A 17347-nucleotide genomic window follows, 5' to 3' on the forward strand; every position below is an offset into this window, starting at 1 on the left:
AAGCTTCCTGGCGAGTGAGGTCAGCTTTAACTGACTTCACGGGCCATCGTACGTTCAGGGCGAATGTGTGATGTCGGCAATATCTTCGGCGGAGAGTGCGCCGGTTTCGGACGTTTCCAAGACTACATAAGCACTGCTGCAAAACAACGAGTTCAAGCGTTTCATGTCGGCAATCAGCTCCAGATGCAGGGAACTGGTCTCCAGGCTCTGCACGATCTTGCGCTGCAGGCGGCTGACGTGGGCGTGGGCCAGGCGGCGTTCCTGGGCGCGGAAGCGGCGCTTTTCGCGCAGCAGTTGGCGGGCGCTTTCCGGGTCGGCACTGAGGAACACCGACAAGCCCAGGCGCAGGTTGGCGATCAATTGGCTGTGCAGGCCGGTGAGTTCTTCCAGGCCCACTTCGGAAAACTGGCGGCGTTGGGAGGTTTTCTGCTGCTGGACTTTACGCAGCATGCGTTCGATCAGGTCGCCGGCCAGTTTCAGGTTGATCGACAGCTCGATGATTTCGGCCCAGCGCCGACTGTCTTGCTCGCTGAGGTCTTCGCGGGGCATTTGCGCCAGGTAGAGTTTGATCGCGCTGTAGAGTGCCTCGACATCATCGCTGAGGCTGCGTATTTCCTGGGTAATGGCTGTCTGTTTGCCGCGCAGCACTTCCTGCATGGCGGTGAGCATGTTGTCGATCAGATCACCCAGGCGCAGGGTTTCGCGCGCGGCGTTGGCCAGGGCCAGGCTCGGTGTGGTCAGGGCCGTGGGGTCCAGGTGGCGCGGTTGGGCCTTGCCGTTGACCTCGTCCCGCTCCGGCAGCAACCAGGCGCACAGCCTGGCCATGGGGCCGATGGTGGGCAGCAGGATCAGGCAACGGCTGACGTTGTAGAGCAGGTGGAAGGTGATGACCATGCCTTGGGCACTGTAGTCCAGCCCGTCCATCCACAGCACCAACGGGTCGAGTACCGGAATAATCAGCAGCAGGCCGATCAGTTTGTACAGCAGGCTGCCCAAGGCGACCTGGCGACCGGCGGCGTTCTGCATGCTGGTGCTGAGAAAGGCCAGCACGCCGCTGCCGATGTTGGCGCCGATTACCAGGCCGATGGCCACGTGCAAGCCGATCACCCCGGCGCCGGCCAGGGTGGCGGTCAGCAGGACAGCGGCGAGGCTGGAGTAGGAAATCATCGCGAACAGGGCGCCGACCAGGGCATCGAGCAAAATATCGCCGGTCAGCGAGGCGAACAGTACTTTCACGCCCTGGGCGTGGGTAATCGGCCCGGCGGCTTCGACGATTAACTGCAGCGCGAGGATGATCAGCCCGAGGCCGATCCCGACCCGGCCCAACTGCCCTGCCCGCGTCTGTTTGCGCGACAGGAAGAAAATCACCCCGAGAAAGATCAGCAGCGGCGACAGCCAGGACAGGTCGAAGGTCAGCACCCGCGCCATCAGCGCGGTACCGACGTCGGCGCCGAGCATGGTCGCCAGGGCGGGCACCAGCCCCATCAGGCCCTGGCCGACAAAGGAGGTCACCAGCATTGCCGTGGCGTTGCTGCTCTGCACCATGGCAGTCACCAGGATGCCGGCGACAAATGCCAGCCAGCGCTTGGACATGTTCTGCCCGATGACTTGACGCAGGTTTGAACCGTAGACCCGCAGGATGCCGGTACGGACGATGTGCGTGCCCCAGATAAGCAGGGTCACGGCGGAAAGCAGATTGAGCAAGGTCAGCATGCTCGGCCCCCCGTGTGGGTGCGCTCCAAGAGGAGCGAAGGAAAGTTGCCGCGTGCCGTTCTACGTCTTGTAGTTAAGCTGTAGTTGGCGAATGGGCTCGGCGCCAGCATCGCATAGCTAAAGTGGGGATTGAAACAAAACTGTCATGAAATCAGCTTTTTATGCATGAAAAAAAGGGGCTTATAAAAGCCCCTTTTTTGTCTGGCTCGGGTTTATTGACCCGGAATGTCCTTGCGCAGTTTCACAGGGTCCTGCTGTTTCTTCTTTTTCGCGATGGCGGTGCGCATCTTGATGTTCACCGCTTCCACCGCCAGCGAGAACGCCATGGCGAAGTAGACGTAGCCTTTTGGCACGTGCACGTCGAAGGATTCGGCGATCAGCACGGTACCGACCACCAGCAGGAACGACAGTGCCAGCATTTTCAGCGACGGGTGCTTGTCGATGAAGTCGCTGATGGTGCCGGCGGCCAGCATCATCACCAATACGGCAACAATGATCGCGGCAACCATGACCGGCACATGGGAGACCATGCCCACGGCGGTGATCACCGAGTCCAGGGAGAACACGATGTCGATGATCGCGATCTGGATGATGGTGTAGATGAACTTGCCACCGGCGCCCTTGGGTTCGTCGTGGGTTTCGTCTTCACCTTCCAGGGCGTGGTACATCTCCTGGGAGCTTTTCCACAGCAGGAACAGGCCACCGAAGAACAGGATCAGGTCGCGGCCTGAAATGCCTTGGCCGAAGACCACGAACAGGTCGTCGGTCAGGCGCATGACCCAGGTGATCGACAGCAGCAACAGGATTCGCGTGACCATGGCCAATGCCAGGCCGAAGATCCGGGTGCGTGCCTGCATATGCTTGGGCATGCGGCTGACCAGGATCGAAATCATGATGATGTTATCGATGCCCAGGACGATCTCGAGGGCCGTCAGGGTGAAGAAGGCAATCCAGATTTCCGGATTGGTCAGCCATTCCATGTGTATTCCTTTGAGCAAGTGTTAAACCGCGCAAGCTGCAGCGCCGCGCGGTGAGTGAGTCGGTACGATTATAGAGTGCTGAACAGCGGAAAAATCCCCATCAGCAATGCGGCGAACATTATGCACAGGCATACCAGGACTGCCCACTTCAGGGTGAAGCGCTGGTGATCGCCAAATTCGATACCGGCCAGGGCCACCAACAGGTAGGTCGACGGTACCAGCGGGCTGAGCAAGTGCACGGGCTGGCCAACGATCGAGGCGCGGGCCATTTCCACCGCGGTGATGCCGTAGTGGCTGGCGGCTTCGGCGAGTACTGGCAGTACGCCGTAGTAGAACGCATCGTTGGACATGAAGAAGGTGAACGGCATGCTCACCAGTGCGGTGATCACCGCCAGGTAAGGGCCCATGGCTTCCGGAATGACGGCCAGCAGGCTCTTGGACATGGCATCGACCATGCCGGTGCCCGACAGGATGCCGGTGAAGATCCCTGCGGCGAAGATCAACCCGACCACCGCCAATACGCTGCCGGCGTGGGCGGCGACGCGGTCTTTCTGCTGTTGCAGGCACGGGTAGTTGACGATCATCGCGATACTGAATGCCACCATGAACAGCACCGGCAGCGGCAACAGGCCGGCGATCAGGGTGCACATCAGGGCCAGGGTCAGGGCACCGTTGAACCAGATCAGCTTCGGACGGCGGGCGTCCGGGTATTGCGACACGCTGATCTCGCTGTGGTCGATCTCGTCGCCTTGCAGGTGCAGTTCACCCAGGCGCGCACGTTCGCGCTTGCCGTACATGTAGGCAATCACCAGGATCGCCACCACACCGGCGGCCATCGCCGGGATCATCGGGACGAAAATATCCGAGGGGTCCACGTGCAGCGCACTGGCGGCGCGGGCGGTCGGGCCGCCCCAAGGGGTCATGTTCATCACGCCACCGGCGAGGATGATCAGGCCGGCCATGATCCGCGGGCTCATGCCGATGCGCTGGTACAGCGGCAGCATGGCGGCCACGCAGATCATGTAGGTGGTGGCGCCGTCACCGTCGAGGGACACCACCAGGGCCAGCACCGCGGTGCCGACCGATACCTTCAGCGGGTCGCCCTTGACCATCTTGAGGATCTTGCGCACGGCCGGGTCGAACAGGCCGGAGTCGATCATCAGGGCAAAATAGAGGATGGCGAACATCAGCATCACGCCGGTCGGCGCGAGCTTGGTAATGCCTTCGAGCATCATCGGGCCGATCTTCGGTGCGAAACCGCCGAACAGCGCGAACAGGATAGGCACGATGATCAGGGCGATCAGCGCGGACAGGCGCTTGGTCATGATCAGGAACATGAACGTGATGACCATGGCAAAGCCAAGGAAAGTCAGCATAGGAATACTCCAGGCGTAGCGCGGCTAGGGAATGGCGAACCGGGGTGGGGTCAGCGCAGAACGAAGGGCACGAGGCGTACGGGTGGAGTTGGAGCGAACAGGCGGGTACGGACGGACATCGGGGATCACCATTGTTGTTGTGTACAGCCGGTCTGTTGCCGGCAGTTGGGGGCGATCCTAGACGCGTTAGCTTTCAGCCAGCTTTCGTTGGCAAAACAGTTGGTGGTGGGAAGATGTACGGTCTTCAGGTGTACACAATTCAAATGTGGAAGGGGACTTGCTCCCACATTGGAATGTGTTTATTCCGTGTACTTCAGGGCAGCTCGAGGCCGCCCGCTGCTTTGTGCAGTTTGCGCAGGTGTTCACCCACCTGCTTGAGGTTGGCTTCACACGCGGCAATTTCGGCCGCGCGGGACGGCTCCAGCAGCGCCCTCACCTCTTTATCCAGCTCGCCGGTGAGCGATTGCAGCTGCTTCTGGCGCTCGGCGCTTTCCGATTCCAGGCGCTTGGCTTCCGATGGTTGGGGCAGGCCATAGCCACCGCTGCCCAGCAGTTCTGCCGGACGGCTGAGGAAGCCACTGTTGGCGAGGATCTGCTGCAGCGTGGCGTTGGCTTTCTCCATGCCGCCGTTTTTCAGCTCGCGTGCACCGAGGTAGCGTTGCTTGACTTCGTCCTGGGCCAGCATCAGCTGTTTGCGAAAGCTCGCCTGTTCCAGCAGCAGCAGTGCGGCGCTGGTGCGCAGGTCGGCCTGGTCAAACCACTGGCGGCGCTCTTCGGCGCTGAGGGACAGCCAGTCTTCAACCTGGGTCTGTTTGATCGGCAGGTGTTTGCGCAGCACGTCGAACATGGCCTGGTAGCGTTCGCGGAAGGAGTCGAAGTGATACCCCAGGCGCATGGCCTCGCGTTTGTCGTTGAGTACGCTGGTATCCGCCAGGCCGCGGGCTTGCAGCACTTCCAGCAGGCCATTCGGTGTGATGTTGTCCAGGCCGGTCAGCTGCGGGTTGGCGCTGCCGCTGCGTAGCAGTTTCAGGCTTTCGACCGCGCAGTTGTTGGACAGGAAGTAATAGTTGCCGTCATAGCTCCAATGCATTTCAGCGGCGTGCTCGACGGTGTCGTTGATCTCCTGGCGCGACAGTTTCAGCGGCACGGACGCCAGGCCGCGCAGTTCGGTCTTGGTGTATTCGTCGATCACCTGGGCCAGCGGCAACACGAACAGCCGTGACGGGTACTTGCCCACCAGGCCGTCCCAGCTGGACAGCTGTACATCGCCGACGAAGGCGCGGTAGGACAGCACCAGGTGCTGGTCCAGGTCGAGTCGGCAGTCCGGCCCACGGGGGCGGCCCGGCGCGCAGATCACCAGGCGCAACATACTGTGGCCCCAGCGGCTGACCAGGTTCTGGTTGGCTTCGGCCAGCAGGTAGTCGATTTCGTAGACCCGCTCCGGGTCGACGTGGCCCAGGGGGGTCTTGGCGAAATCGTTGCCGGCGTTGAGGAACGCGTAGGTCTTGGCGCAGGTGTCTTGTTCCGGTGGGGCCCAGCCGAAGTGTTCCTTGTAATAGCGGAACAGCGCGGGGCGCCGGCAGGCATAGCTTGGGTCGAGGAGGAAGTACTCCATATTGACCGCTACGAATTCCAGCGGGCTGGTGGTTTCGTAGATATCCGGGCTGCGCGCGACCTGACGGTTGTGTTGTTCGCGCTCACCGCGACGGCCGACATATTGCGGCCAGCCCGCCAGGTCCAGCAGGCGCGGGTCATCGCTGAGGGTGAAGCGCCGGTCATTCTGGCCACGACATTGGTCGGGCAGGCCGATCAGGCCGGTGATGTTGTTCTGGCGGCTGCAACGCTGGATCAGCGCGCGTTCGTCCTTGGGCCACAGGCGCGCACGGTCATAGATGTGGGTCAGTTCGTGCAGGACGGTGGCGAGCATTTCCCGGCGCACGGTGCCGTGGGGGCGATTGGTTTTCTGCGTGGCGGCGCTGCCGTCGGTCAGGCTGTCGAGCAGGTTGCGGTTGAGGTCCAGCTCGGACACCAACGAAGCCTGGCCATAGGCATTTTCGGGCATCTTGTCGGTCCAGCCGACATCGATGCGCCGGTCCAACTGCTCGACGAAGCGCGGTGGCAGCGAGCGCATCGCCTCATCGAGCAATGCCTGGCTGGCCTGCTGTTCGGCCGGGCTCAAGCCATCTGTCTTGAGCCGCAGTTGCAGGCTGGCCTGGGCTGCGCTGGCACACAGCAGCACAGTCCCGGCCAGGAGCCAGGCGACAAGGCGCCTCACAGAGCGAGGATAGCTTCGGCGAGGGTCTGGTCGCTGGCATCGCGCGCTTCCGGCAGGCGGGTGCGCAGGGTGTCGAAGGCGGCTTCCAACTGTGCGCCGCGGATCTCGCCGTTGGTGGCGACGAAACTGGCCGCGTCATCGTGGGCTTCGCGCACGACTTTGGAGTCGCGGATGGAGGTGGTGGTGTCCGAAGTGAAATCAATGGTGCGGCCAGAGGCGCGAACAATGATGTTACTGGTGGCCACCAGGGTATGTGCCTGGGCAACGTCGGCCAACAACAGCAGGCCAAGGGTGGCGGCGATCAGCGGGCTACGCATGGAATGACTCCGAAATACAAAGATGATTATTGGACGAGAATTGCCTGCGCCAGTTCAAGGTCGCTGGCGTTAAGTTTTGGTTGGGTACGGCGCAGGTAATCCAGCGCGGATTCCAGCCGTGCGCCCCGCCATTGGCCGTCAGTGGCGATAAACGCAGCGGCATCATCCTGGGCCGCCACGACTACTTTCCGGTCGAAAGGCGCGGAGGTCACCTTGCTGGTGGCGTACGCACTCGCGACGGTACCTTGGATGGTCAGGTCAAAGGCCGAAGCCAATGGCGACCAGCTGGCACACAAACACACAGGGACTATTAGCAGGCGGTATGAAAAAGCCATGGGACTCGACAACTGAAAACGAGCGCCAAGGCTAGCGTAATGCCCGGGCGAGAGCCAGTGCGGCGGCATCGGGGAGCGACGGGCGCTCCCTTTGTGTCAACTCACTCAAATAGCCAGGATGGCTTGGGCCAGCTGTGCGTCAGTCGCGGTGTTCAGTTGCGGCGCCTGTTGGCGGATCTGGGCCAGGGCGCTTTCCAGCTTCACACCACGAATGGCGCCTTCGCTTGCGACGAAGCTGGCTGCGTCGTCACGGGCGGCGCGCACGACCTTGTTATCCCGCAGTGACGAAGTGGCATCGGAGGTGGCGTCGGAAGTAGCCTTCAGTGCGCCGACGATGGAGTCGGTGGTCACGATGAAGCTGGATGCGCTGGCGTTGGTGGCCAGGGCCAGCAGGGCAGCAGCACTCAGCAGGCGAATACGGGACATGGGGTGACTCCTGTAGGTGAACGAATAAGGTGGCGCAGGGCAGCCATTCGGGATCAGACGCCTGTTCTAAACGGTTCGCCACGTTGTGCATGGATATTAAGCCGCTGTTTATCCGTTCGGAAAGCTTCTTGACTGCCTAGTCTCGCCAGAACGGCTTGGACAGCTCGGCCATTCGGTCTCCCGGGCTGATGCCGACATCGGAGAGTTCTCGAAGATCGAGTTGCGCCAGTTGGCGGCGTTCGTAGGCGTGGCGGAGCCATTTGGCCAGCGTGGAAGCTGTCCTGTGTAACAGCCGTTTATAGAGAGAGGGTTGGGTGTCCATGGTGAGCGCCTTTCGTGAGGTCCTGGAACACCATGGTGGGCGAGTGGCTCTGACCGTTACAGATACACCAATGTTTAATTGTACTGCTTAACTGTTATATTTTTTGAACTGTACTGGTTTGGATGAATGGCTTCTGTTTGGACGGAAAGAAGGCTCTCCCGGAAAACAACAAAGCCCGCCTCCGGTTTCCCGGGGCGGGCTTTGTTTTGACAAATCAGTGCTGGCTGTGGACCCGGTGGGTCAGGGCCAGCGGGCGTCAATTAACGCCAGAACGGCTTGCTCAGCTCTTCGTAGCGTTGAGCTTCGCTGATACCGGCATCAGCCAGCAGACGCGAATCCAGACGAGCCAGTTGATGGCGGCTGGAGATGCGGCGCTGCCACAACATCAGGTTGGCGAGAACGCGCAAAGGCAGGGAAGCCTGGGTGTTTACAGCTTTTTCTTCGAAGAACAGTTCGGAACTGAGTGTACGTTCCATGATGACATCCTTCCGCTTGTGGCGGGATTAGGTAGTGGTTTAACTGATGCCAATGATCCTCCTCCGGCGCAAGACTCTCTAGATACAGTTCACCTGTATTGTGAGGGGCCAGTTAACTGTTTATAGGCGCTGTACTGTACGGAAATGGGGCAACTGTACTTGTCCGCACTGAAATAGTGCGAAATAAGCATTTTGTGACGTGAGCGTGGGAATTTTCGGTAGGAAATGACCGGTACAGCAGTACAGTTTTTTCAAGAAGCGAGGGTTGTGGCATCGAGCTGACGAAACTGTGTTTGCGTCAGCTCGAATCTGTATCAATCAAGCCTTGAGCATATGCCCGGTTTCTTCCAGGTTAATGTGCCAACTCAGTGCTTCGCGCAGGATGTGTGGCGTGTGTCCGCCGATGGCGCAGGCTGTGTTGAAGTAACTGTTCAGCGCATCGCGGTATGCCGGATGCACACAGTTGTCGATGATCACCCGGGCTCGCTCCCGTGGCGCCAGGCCCCGCAGGTCGGCGAGGCCTACTTCGGTGACCAGGATGTCGACGTCGTGCTCGGTGTGGTCCACATGGCTGACCATCGGCACCACGCTGGAAATCGCGCCGCCCTTGGCAATCGACTTGGTGACGAAGATCGCCAGATGCGCGTTGCGCGCGAAGTCGCCGGAACCGCCGATGCCGTTCATCATCCGCGTGCCGCAGATGTGGGTGGAGTTGACGTTGCCGTAGATGTCGAACTCCAGCGCCGTGTTGATGCCGATAATGCCCAGGCGCCGCACTACTTCAGGGTGATTGGAGATTTCCTGCGGGCGCAGCACCAGCTTGTCTTTGTAGTGCTCCAGGTTGCCGAACACGTCGGCATTGCGCCGCTCCGACAGGGTGATCGAGCTGCCCGAGGCAAAGCTCAGTTTGCCGGCGTCGATCAGGTCGAACGTCGAGTCCTGCAACACTTCCGAATACATGGTCAGGTCTTCGAACGGCGAATCGATCAGGCCGCACATCACTGCGTTGGCAATGTTGCCGATCCCGGCCTGCAGCGGGCCAAGCTTGTTGGTCATGCGCCCGGCGTCCACTTCCTGCTTGAGGAAGTTGATCAGGTGGTTGGCGATGCCCTGGGTATCGCTGTCGGGTGGTGTCACGGTGGAGGCTGAGTCGGCCTGATTGGTGATCACGATGGCGACGATCTTCTCCGGCGGGATCGGGATCGCGGTGCTGCCGATGCGGTCGTCGACCTTTACCAGGGGGATCGGCGTACGGGTTGGTCGGTAGGTCGGGATATAGATGTCGTGCAGCCCTTCCAGATTCGGGTTGTGTGCCAGGTTGATCTCGACGATCACTTGCTTGGCGAAAATCGCGAAGCTGGCGGAGTTACCCACGGACGTGGTGGGCACGATATGGCCTTGTTCGGTGATCGCAACGGCCTCGATGACGGCAATGTCCGGCAGCTTGAGCTGGTTGTTGCGCAGTTGCTCGACGGTTTCCGACAGGTGCTGATCGATAAACATCACTTCGCCGGCGTTGATCGCCTTGCGCAACGTGCTATCGACCTGGAACGGCATGCGTCGGGACAGCACGCCGGCTTCGGTCAATTGCTTGTCCAGGTCGTTACCCAGGCTGGCGCCGGTCATCAGGGTGATTTTCAGCGGGGACGTCTTGGCGCGTTCGGCCAGGGCGTGGGGGACGGCCTTGGCTTCACCGGCACGGGTGAAGCCGCTCATGCCGACGGTCATGCCGTCCTCGATCAGTGCGGCGGCGTCTGCCGCGCTCATGACCTTGTTCAACAACGAAGGCAAGCGGATACGATCACGGTACATGAATTGTTATCTCAGGCTACGGAAGCAAGGTGGGCAGTGTAGTGATTTCAAAAAATTTCGGCCCGCTACCATGGTCGAATGCGGGGCAGCGATTTAGAGCCTTTGGTCGGGTTTCATGGGGTAATAAAAAACCCCAGCCTACTGGAGGCCGGGGTTTGGGGTATTGCTCTGGCGCAGTGTTACTCGACGGCCTTGACCATATCTTCGATGACCTTCTTGGCATCACCGAAGACCATCATGGTCTTGTCCAGGTAGAACAGTTCGTTATCCAGCCCGGCATAACCACTGGCCATCGAGCGCTTGTTGACGATGATGGTCTTGGCCTTGAACGCTTCCAGGATCGGCATGCCGGCAATCGGCGAGTTGGGGTCGTTCTTGGCGGCCGGGTTGACCACGTCGTTCGCGCCCAGCACCAGCACCACGTCAGCCTGGCCGAATTCGGAGTTGATATCCTCCATCTCGAACACCTGGTCGTAAGGCACTTCCGCTTCGGCCAGCAGGACGTTCATATGCCCGGGCATACGGCCGGCCACCGGGTGGATCGCGTATTTCACGGTCACGCCACGGTGGGTCAGTTTCTCGGTCAGTTCCTTCAGGGCATGCTGTGCCCGTGCCACTGCCAGGCCATAGCCTGGAACGATGATCACGGTGTCGGCGTTGGTCAGCAGGAAGGTGGCGTCGTCGGCCGAACCGGACTTCACCGGGCGTGCTTCTTTAGAACCCGCTGCAGCGCCGGCATCCGGCGCATTGCCGAAACCGCCGAGCAGCACATTAAAGAAGGAGCGGTTCATCGCCTTGCACATGATGTACGACAGGATCGCACCGCTTGAACCCACCAGTGAACCGGCAATGATCAGCATCGAGTTGTTCAGCGAGAAGCCGATGCCCGCCGCTGCCCAGCCGGAGTAGCTGTTAAGCATCGACACAACAACCGGCATATCGGCGCCGCCAATCGGGATGATGATCAGCACGCCGAGCACGAACGCCAATGCCAGCATCAGCGCAAAGGCGGTGAGGTTGCCGGTGAACATGAACGCCAGGCCCAGGCCCAGGGTTGCGAGGCCGAGTACCAGGTTGATCTTGTGCTGGCCGCCAAACTGTACCGGTGCGCCTTGGAACAGGCGGAACTTGTACTTGCCCGAGAGCTTGCCGAACGCGATCACCGAACCGGAGAAGGTAATTGCGCCGATGGCCGCGCCGAGGAACAGCTCCAGGCGGTTGCCCGCCGGGATCGCATCGCCCAGGTGTTTGACGATGCCCAGGGACTGTGGCTCGACCACGGCGGCAATCGCGATAAACACCGCGGCCAGGCCGATCATGCTGTGCATGAAGGCGACCAGTTCGGGCATCTTGGTCATTTCTACGCGCTTTGCCATGATCGAGCCGGCGGTGCCGCCGACCAGCAGGCCGACGATCACGTAGCCGATACCGGCGGTGGCCAGCTCAGCGCCGAGCTTATAGATGAGGCCCACGGTCGTGAGTACCGCCAGCGCCATGCCGAGCATGCCGAACAGGTTGCCGCGTCGTGACGTAGTGGGATGCGACAGGCCTTTGAGGGCCTGGATAAAGCAGATCGACGCGATCAGGTACAGCGTCGTCACCAGATTCATGCTCATTACTTCGGCGCCTCTTCTTTTACTTTCGGGGCTTTCTTCTTGAACATCTCCAGCATCCTGCGAGTTACCAGGAAACCGCCGAACACGTTCACGGCTGCGAGGGCCACAGCCAGGGTGCCCATGGTCTTGCCCAGTGGCGTAACGGTCAGCGCTGCAGCGAGCATGGCGCCGACAATCACAATCGCTGAAATGGCGTTGGTCACTGCCATCAACGGTGTGTGCAGTGCGGGCGTTACGTTCCAGACCACGTGGTAACCGACATAAATCGCCAGCACAAAGATGATCAGGTTGTAGATACCGGGGGAGATAAGCTCTTCCATCGTCTGAATCCCTGCTTAGGCGTTTTTGCGGATGACTTGGCCGTCGCGGCACATGAGGCACGCGGCGACGATGTCGTCTTCGAGGTTGATTTCAAACTGCCCTTCCTTGTTGAAGACCAGCTTCAGGAAGTCCAGCAGGTTGCGCGCATACAAGGCCGACGCATCGGCGGCGACGGCGCCGGCGAGGTTGGTCGGGCCGCAGATGATTACGCCGTTCTCCACCACCACCTGGTCGGCGACGGTCAACGGGCAGTTACCGCCCTGGGCGGCAGCGAGGTCGATGACCACCGAGCCGGGCTTCATCTGCGCGACGGTGTCGGCGCTGAGCAGCGTCGGCGCCTTGCGGCCGGGGATCAGGGCGGTGGTGATGACAATGTCGGCCTGCTTGGCGCGTTCGTGCACGGCCAGCGCCTGGCGTTGCATCCAGCTGCTGGGCATCGGGCGCGCGTAGCCGCCGACGCCAACGGCGCATTCACGTTCTTCGTCGGTTTCGTAGGGCACGTCGACGAACTTGGCGCCAAGGGATTCGATCTGCTCTTTTACCGCAGGGCGCACGTCGGATGCTTCGATCACCGCGCCCAGGCGTTTCGCCGTGGCGATGGCTTGAAGGCCTGCAACACCGGCGCCGAGGATCAGCACGCGCGCGGCTTTGACCGTACCGGCGGCGGTCATCAGCATCGGCATGAAGCGCGGGTAATGATGGGCGGCGAGCAACACGGCTTTATAGCCGGCGATGTTGGCCTGGGACGACAGCACGTCGAGGCTCTGGGCCCGCGAGGTACGTGGCGCAGCTTCCAGCGCAAAGGCCGTGATGCCCTGTTCGGCCAGCTTGGCAATGGTTTCGTTGCTGAACGGATTGAGCATGCCCACCAACACGGTGCCGCTTTTGATCAGCGCCAGTTCGCTGTCGCTGGGGGCGACCACCTTGAGAATCAGCTCGGCGCCAAACGCATCGCCGGCACTGCCAATGGTCGCGCCTGCCGCTTCATAGGCACTGTCGACGATGCTGGCCTTGAGGCCTGCGCCGCTTTGAACAGTGACCTTATGGCCCTGGCCGATCAGCTTCTTGATGGTTTCCGGGGTGGCAGCCACCCGCGTTTCACCGGTCTGGGTTTCGAGAGGAACACCAATGTGCACGTCAAATCTCCTGCATGATCTTTTTGCTTTTGATCTTTTTGTAAAAAGGCCAGTGCACCGCGAGTGGCGCAGCTGGGGCGGCCGATCAGCACGATCCCGCTGAAATGACAGCGGGGCGCGGCATTTTGCAGGCGAACTTTACGGCCTTCAAGGGATTATGACGGGTGACGAAAAATTAACTACAAGTCACCCTGTGACTGATTGTCGCAACATGTTGAAATAACCTCTTTAAATACAGGTGTTTAAAGGGCTGCAGCTGATTCGTGTATTTTTTTCCATCGTTGATGTGAATAGTCGGGCATTGGCTGATAGGAGTCGCTACAAGCCACGAAAATCATGGCTTTAAGCCTTGTTTCAGACTGACAGGTACAGTCTGCTTAAATGCGACATATACGTATATCTGTAGGCTTTAGATTTAGCTGACTACAAAGTCAGCATGTGAGGCTTGTCCTTTAAATGCTGGGGCTGTACTGCTGCGATTGGTCGATCAACCAGTCTCTGAACGCGTGCAGTGAAGCGGATTCGACTTTTCTGTCAGGAATCATCAGGTAATAAGCCTTCGAACTGGTCAGCGCCTGCGGGCTTGCGATCACCAGTCGATGCTCGTCCAGTTCTCGCTGGATAAGGAATGGAGGGATCAGTGCAATACCCATGTCGTGCATGGCGGCTTGAGACAGCATCGAGAATAGCTCGTAACGTGGGCCTGTCATGTCGCGGGGCACGTTCAGTTGCTGGGCGTTGAACCATTGGCGCCAGGCGTAAGGGCGGGTGGTCTGCTGCAGCAATGGCAGTTCTGCAATCTCCTGGGGGGTGAATCGCTCAAGTTCGCCCAATAGTCGCGGGCTGCACACGGGGACAGGATTTTCTCCCATGAGCCTGTGGGATTCGGTGCCGGACCAATCGGCGTCGCCGAAGTAGATTGCTGCGTCGAACTCTGTGTCGGCAAACAGAAAAGGACGCGTGCGGTTAGTCAGGTTTACCGTCACCTCTGGATGCTGTCGTTGAAAGTCCTTGAGGCGAGGGATCAACCATTGCGTACCAAAAGTGGGTACCACGGCCAGTTCAATGGTGTTTGCGCCTTGCTGCCCCATGACGGACAGGGTATCGCGCTCCACGGCGTCCAGCTGGGTGGCCACGCGACGGCTGTATGAAAGTCCCGCCTCCGTCAGCTTTACCCCGCGCCGTGAGCGCCGAAACAGCTCGACACTTAAAAACTCCTCCAGGCTGGCGATCTGTCGGCAAATGGCGCCTTGGGTGATGGAAAGCTCATGCGCCGCCTTGGTAAAGCTCTCGTGGCGGGCTGCCGCTTCAAAACTGACAAGGGCGGTGGTGCTGGGAATTTTCCTGCGCATATACCTTGTCCTCACACAAAAAGTGCAGCTGAGTCGCTTATAGGCGTTACGGAGTGAGAAATTAGCACAAGCCTATGCAAAAACCTCGTTTGCTCTCCCTGCCTGCCCGGCCTAGGCTCCATGCACGACTTCTGATTTTCTTTGCGAGGACTCATTCATGGCTGGCAAGGCAAGCTTCAACTGGATCGATCCACTGCTGCTGGATCAACAGCTCACCGAAGAGGAGCGCATGGTGCGCGACAGTGCTGAGCAATTCGCCCAGGACAAGCTGGCGCCGCGTGTGCTTGAAGCTTTTCGCCATGAAAAGACCGACCCGGCGATTTTCCGTGAAATGGGTGAGACCGGTTTGCTGGGGGCAATGATTCCTGAGCAGTACGGGGGCAGTGGTTTGAACTACGTCAGCTACGGCCTGATTGCGCGTGAGGTTGAGCGCGTCGACTCCGGTTATCGCTCGATGATGAGTGTGCAGTCGTCACTGGTGATGGTGCCTATCAATGAGTTCGGCACCGAAGCGCAAAAGCAGAAGTACTTGCCGAAATTGGCCTCGGGCGAATGGATTGGCTGCTTTGGTTTGACCGAGCCTGACCACGGTTCCGATCCCGGCGCGATGGTTACTCGTGCACGCAAAGTGGATGGCGGCTACAGCCTGACGGGCGCAAAAATGTGGATCACCAATAGCCCGATTGCGGACGTGTTTGTGGTGTGGGCCAAGGACGATGCTGGGGATATTCGTGGGTTTGTCCTGGAGAAAGGCTGGAAAGGCCTGAGTGCGCCGGCGATTCACGGCAAGGTCGGCCTGCGCGCCTCCATCACCGGTGAGATCGTGATGGATAACGTGTTTGTGCCGGAAGAGAACATTTTCCCGGATGTGCGCGGCTTGAAGGGCCCTTTCACCTGCCTTAACTCGGCGCGTTATGGCATCTCCTGGGGGGCTTTGGGTGCTGCCGAGTTCTGTTGGCACACCGCACGCCAGTACACCCTGGATCGCCATCAGTTCGGCCGTCCATTGGCAGCAACTCAATTGATCCAGAAGAAGCTGGCCGATATGCAGACCGAAATCACCCTGGCGCTGCAAGGCTGCCTGCGCCTGGGGCGTATGAAGGAAGAGGGAACGGCTGCGGTTGAAATCACATCGATCATGAAGCGCAACTCATGCGGCAAGTCCTTGGACATCGCACGTATGGCGCGGGACATGTTGGGGGGTAACGGCATCTCCGATGAGTTCGGGGTGGCGCGTCATCTGGTGAACCTGGAGGTGGTTAACACCTATGAGGGCACCCATGACGTGCATGCCCTGATTCTGGGGCGCGCGCAAACCGGTCTTCAGGCGTTCTATTAATAGGGGAACGGCATGGGCGCGCTTTCGCATCTGCGGGTATTGGATTTATCGCGAGTGTTGGCAGGCCCCTGGTCCGGGCAGATCCTTGCGGACCTTGGGGCTGAGGTGATCAAGGTCGAGCGACCTGGTAGCGGTGACGATACGCGCGCCTGGGGGCCGCCCTTCCTTAAGGATGTTGATGGCGAGAACACGAGTGAGGCGGCGTACTACTTGTCGGCTAATCGCAACAAAGAGTCGGTGACGATCGACTTCACGCGGCCGGAGGGGCAACGGCTGGTGCGAGATCTGGCGGCCAAGTCCGACATCTTGATCGAGAACTTCAAGGTGGGTGGCCTGGCGGCGTATGGGCTGGACTACGAGTCGCTCAAGAAGGTGAATCCCGAGTTGATCTACTGCTCGATCACTGGCTTCGGTCAGACGGGGCCGTATGCCGCTCGCGCGGGGTATGACTTCATGATCCAGGGGTTGGGTGGGCTGATGAGTCTTACTGGTCGGCCGGAAGGCGATGAGGGGGCCGGGCCGGTGAAGGTGGGGGTGGCGTTGACTGACATTCTCACTGGGCTCTACTCGACGGTGGCGATCCTTGCTGCGCTGGCGCATCGGGATCATGACGGGGGTGGGCAGCATATCGATATGGCGTTGCTTGATGTGCAGGTGGCTTGTCTGGCTAACCAGGCGATGAACTACCTGGCCACGGGAGCGGCGCCAAAACGACTGGGTAATGCTCATCCGAATATCGTGCCTTATCAGGATTTTCCTACGGCCGATGGCGATTTCATACTGACCGTGGGTAATGACGGGCAATTTCGTAAGTTCGCCGAAGTGGCTGGGCAGCCGCAGTGGGCGGATGATCCGCGGTTCTCTACTAATAAGGTGCGGGTAGCCAACCGCGCTGAGCTGATTCCATTGATTCGCCAGGTTACGGTCTTCAAGACTACGGCTGAGTGGGTGTCACAACTGGAGCGGGTTGGTGTGCCTTGTGGGCCGATCAATGACCTGGCCCAGGTGTTTGCCGATCCTCAGGTAAAGGCACGAGGGCTGGCGATACAGCTGCCGCATGCGTTGGCGGGGATGGTGCCGCTGGTGGCCAGTCCGATTCGGTTATCCAAGACGCCTGTGGAGTACCGTACTGCGCCTCCTTTGTTGGGGCAGCATACGGCTCAGGTGCTGCAGGATGTATTGGGGCTGGGCTCGGCGAATGTGAAGGCTTTAAAAGAAGCGGGAGTTATCTAGGAGCGCTCTTCTATATAGAGGGCGTTTTTGGTGGTTTTTTAATCAACTTCGGTAGATTGATAGGAAAACCAAATTAAATGTTGACGGCAGATTCTAGAAGTCTATAATTCGCCCCACTTCCGGCGCAGTCGAAACGTAAAACTCCTTGCTAAACAATGAGTTATGCAGAATAAGGCAGCGGATTGCTTCAGTTCATCGAAGCCCAGAAGGCGTTGGTAGAGTCGTGTTGTTTGGCGCTATTAACGATTCGATCTTCTCGGTCGAAAGCGGAGAAAAAGAGGTGTTGACAGCAGCGTGTAACGCTGTAGAATTCGCCTC

Annotated in this window: 16 protein-coding genes; 2 read left to right on the forward strand and 14 right to left on the reverse strand. The window is 59.7% G+C overall.

Going from position 1 to position 17347, the window contains the following annotated elements:
* Positions 1-54: 54 nt before the first annotated feature.
* The 14 genes from J1N02_RS14050 to J1N02_RS14115 form a co-directional block, all read right to left on the reverse strand.
* Complete coding sequence (locus tag J1N02_RS14050; protein ID WP_027608011.1) at positions 55-1713, reverse strand: Na/Pi cotransporter family protein; 1659 nt, start codon at positions 1711-1713, stop codon at positions 55-57.
* Positions 1714-1925: 212 nt separating this feature from the next.
* The gene (locus J1N02_RS14055; protein WP_027608010.1) at positions 1926-2693 is read right to left on the reverse strand and encodes a TerC family protein; all 768 of its coding nucleotides are present in this window, start codon (positions 2691-2693) and stop codon (positions 1926-1928) included.
* Between the two features lie 68 nt (positions 2694-2761).
* The gene (locus J1N02_RS14060; protein WP_003170826.1) at positions 2762-4069 is read right to left on the reverse strand and encodes a CitMHS family transporter; all 1308 of its coding nucleotides are present in this window, start codon (positions 4067-4069) and stop codon (positions 2762-2764) included.
* Between the two features lie 313 nt (positions 4070-4382).
* Positions 4383-6344 carry a DUF4105 domain-containing protein gene (locus J1N02_RS14065; RefSeq protein WP_146476868.1) on the reverse strand — a complete coding sequence of 654 codons (1962 nt, stop codon included), beginning with the start codon at positions 6342-6344 and terminating at the stop codon, positions 4383-4385.
* Positions 6341-6661 (reverse strand): DUF2388 domain-containing protein, encoded by a 321-nt coding sequence (locus J1N02_RS14070; protein WP_027608008.1) that lies wholly within the window; start codon positions 6659-6661, stop codon positions 6341-6343. The genes J1N02_RS14065 and J1N02_RS14070 overlap by 4 nt, the downstream gene beginning before the upstream one ends.
* Before the next feature lie 26 nt (positions 6662-6687).
* The gene (locus J1N02_RS14075) at positions 6688-6996 is read right to left on the reverse strand and encodes a DUF2388 domain-containing protein (RefSeq protein WP_027608007.1); all 309 of its coding nucleotides are present in this window, start codon (positions 6994-6996) and stop codon (positions 6688-6690) included.
* Between the two features lie 105 nt (positions 6997-7101).
* Positions 7102-7422 (reverse strand): DUF2388 domain-containing protein, encoded by a 321-nt coding sequence (locus J1N02_RS14080; RefSeq protein ID WP_027608006.1) that lies wholly within the window; start codon positions 7420-7422, stop codon positions 7102-7104.
* Positions 7423-7558: 136 nt separating this feature from the next.
* The gene (locus J1N02_RS14085; RefSeq protein ID WP_027608005.1) at positions 7559-7744 is read right to left on the reverse strand and encodes a DUF1127 domain-containing protein; all 186 of its coding nucleotides are present in this window, start codon (positions 7742-7744) and stop codon (positions 7559-7561) included.
* 260 nt (positions 7745-8004) lie between these two features.
* Positions 8005-8220, reverse strand: a complete 216-nt coding sequence (locus J1N02_RS14090; RefSeq protein WP_003187413.1) for a DUF1127 domain-containing protein — start codon at positions 8218-8220, stop codon at positions 8005-8007.
* Between the two features lie 318 nt (positions 8221-8538).
* Positions 8539-10032 carry an acetyl-CoA hydrolase/transferase family protein gene (locus tag J1N02_RS14095; RefSeq protein ID WP_027608004.1) on the reverse strand — a complete coding sequence of 498 codons (1494 nt, stop codon included), beginning with the start codon at positions 10030-10032 and terminating at the stop codon, positions 8539-8541.
* A gap of 179 nt (positions 10033-10211) precedes the next feature.
* On the reverse strand, positions 10212-11648 hold the full coding sequence (locus J1N02_RS14100) for an NAD(P)(+) transhydrogenase (Re/Si-specific) subunit beta (protein ID WP_027608003.1): 1437 nt from the start codon (positions 11646-11648) through the stop codon (positions 10212-10214).
* Positions 11648-11968: an NAD(P) transhydrogenase subunit alpha gene (locus tag J1N02_RS14105; RefSeq protein ID WP_003187417.1), complete on the reverse strand. Its 321-nt coding sequence runs from the start codon at positions 11966-11968 to the stop codon at positions 11648-11650. Before J1N02_RS14105 ends, J1N02_RS14100 begins: the two co-directional genes overlap by 1 nt.
* 15 nt (positions 11969-11983) lie before the next feature.
* On the reverse strand, positions 11984-13105 hold the full coding sequence (locus J1N02_RS14110) for a Re/Si-specific NAD(P)(+) transhydrogenase subunit alpha (RefSeq protein WP_027608002.1): 1122 nt from the start codon (positions 13103-13105) through the stop codon (positions 11984-11986).
* A gap of 452 nt (positions 13106-13557) precedes the next feature.
* Positions 13558-14457 carry a LysR family transcriptional regulator gene (locus tag J1N02_RS14115; protein ID WP_175472299.1) on the reverse strand — a complete coding sequence of 300 codons (900 nt, stop codon included), beginning with the start codon at positions 14455-14457 and terminating at the stop codon, positions 13558-13560.
* Between the two features lie 157 nt (positions 14458-14614).
* Between J1N02_RS14115 and J1N02_RS14120 the strand changes: the two genes are divergently transcribed.
* Together J1N02_RS14120 and J1N02_RS14125 are read left to right on the forward strand one after the other, a co-directional pair.
* Positions 14615-15796 carry an acyl-CoA dehydrogenase gene (locus J1N02_RS14120; RefSeq protein ID WP_027608000.1) on the forward strand — a complete coding sequence of 394 codons (1182 nt, stop codon included), beginning with the start codon at positions 14615-14617 and terminating at the stop codon, positions 15794-15796.
* 12 nt (positions 15797-15808) lie between these two features.
* Positions 15809-17029, forward strand: a complete 1221-nt coding sequence (locus J1N02_RS14125; RefSeq protein WP_027607999.1) for a CaiB/BaiF CoA transferase family protein — start codon at positions 15809-15811, stop codon at positions 17027-17029.
* The last annotated feature ends 318 nt before the right edge of the window (positions 17030-17347 follow it).

It is taken from the genome of Pseudomonas sp. NFX5, from assembly GCF_049132125.1.
In the GTDB taxonomy this organism is placed as follows: Bacteria; Pseudomonadota; Gammaproteobacteria; order Pseudomonadales; family Pseudomonadaceae; genus Aquipseudomonas; species Aquipseudomonas marginalis.

What these genes read in the sequence shown, in the direction of transcription:
- J1N02_RS14050 (WP_027608011.1), bottom strand. Translation starts at nt 1,713, where the DNA reads ATGCTGACCTTGCTCAATCTGCTTTCCGCCGTGACCCTGCTTATCTGG.
- J1N02_RS14055 (WP_027608010.1), bottom strand. Translation starts at nt 2,693, where the DNA reads ATGGAATGGCTGACCAATCCGGAAATCTGGATTGCCTTCTTCACCCTG.
- J1N02_RS14060 (WP_003170826.1), bottom strand. Translation starts at nt 4,069, where the DNA reads ATGCTGACTTTCCTTGGCTTTGCCATGGTCATCACGTTCATGTTCCTG.
- J1N02_RS14070 (WP_027608008.1), bottom strand. Translation starts at nt 6,661, where the DNA reads ATGCGTAGCCCGCTGATCGCCGCCACCCTTGGCCTGCTGTTGTTGGCC.
- J1N02_RS14075 (WP_027608007.1), bottom strand. Translation starts at nt 6,996, where the DNA reads ATGGCTTTTTCATACCGCCTGCTAATAGTCCCTGTGTGTTTGTGTGCC.
- J1N02_RS14080 (WP_027608006.1), bottom strand. Translation starts at nt 7,422, where the DNA reads ATGTCCCGTATTCGCCTGCTGAGTGCTGCTGCCCTGCTGGCCCTGGCC.
- J1N02_RS14085 (WP_027608005.1), bottom strand. Translation starts at nt 7,744, where the DNA reads ATGGACACCCAACCCTCTCTCTATAAACGGCTGTTACACAGGACAGCT.
- J1N02_RS14090 (WP_003187413.1), bottom strand. Translation starts at nt 8,220, where the DNA reads ATGGAACGTACACTCAGTTCCGAACTGTTCTTCGAAGAAAAAGCTGTA.
- J1N02_RS14095 (WP_027608004.1), bottom strand. Translation starts at nt 10,032, where the DNA reads ATGTACCGTGATCGTATCCGCTTGCCTTCGTTGTTGAACAAGGTCATG.
- J1N02_RS14100 (WP_027608003.1), bottom strand. Translation starts at nt 11,648, where the DNA reads ATGAGCATGAATCTGGTGACGACGCTGTACCTGATCGCGTCGATCTGC.
- J1N02_RS14105 (WP_003187417.1), bottom strand. Translation starts at nt 11,968, where the DNA reads ATGGAAGAGCTTATCTCCCCCGGTATCTACAACCTGATCATCTTTGTG.
- J1N02_RS14115 (WP_175472299.1), bottom strand. Translation starts at nt 14,457, where the DNA reads ATGCGCAGGAAAATTCCCAGCACCACCGCCCTTGTCAGTTTTGAAGCG.
- J1N02_RS14120 (WP_027608000.1), top strand. Translation starts at nt 14,615, where the DNA reads ATGGCTGGCAAGGCAAGCTTCAACTGGATCGATCCACTGCTGCTGGAT.
- J1N02_RS14125 (WP_027607999.1), top strand. Translation starts at nt 15,809, where the DNA reads ATGGGCGCGCTTTCGCATCTGCGGGTATTGGATTTATCGCGAGTGTTG.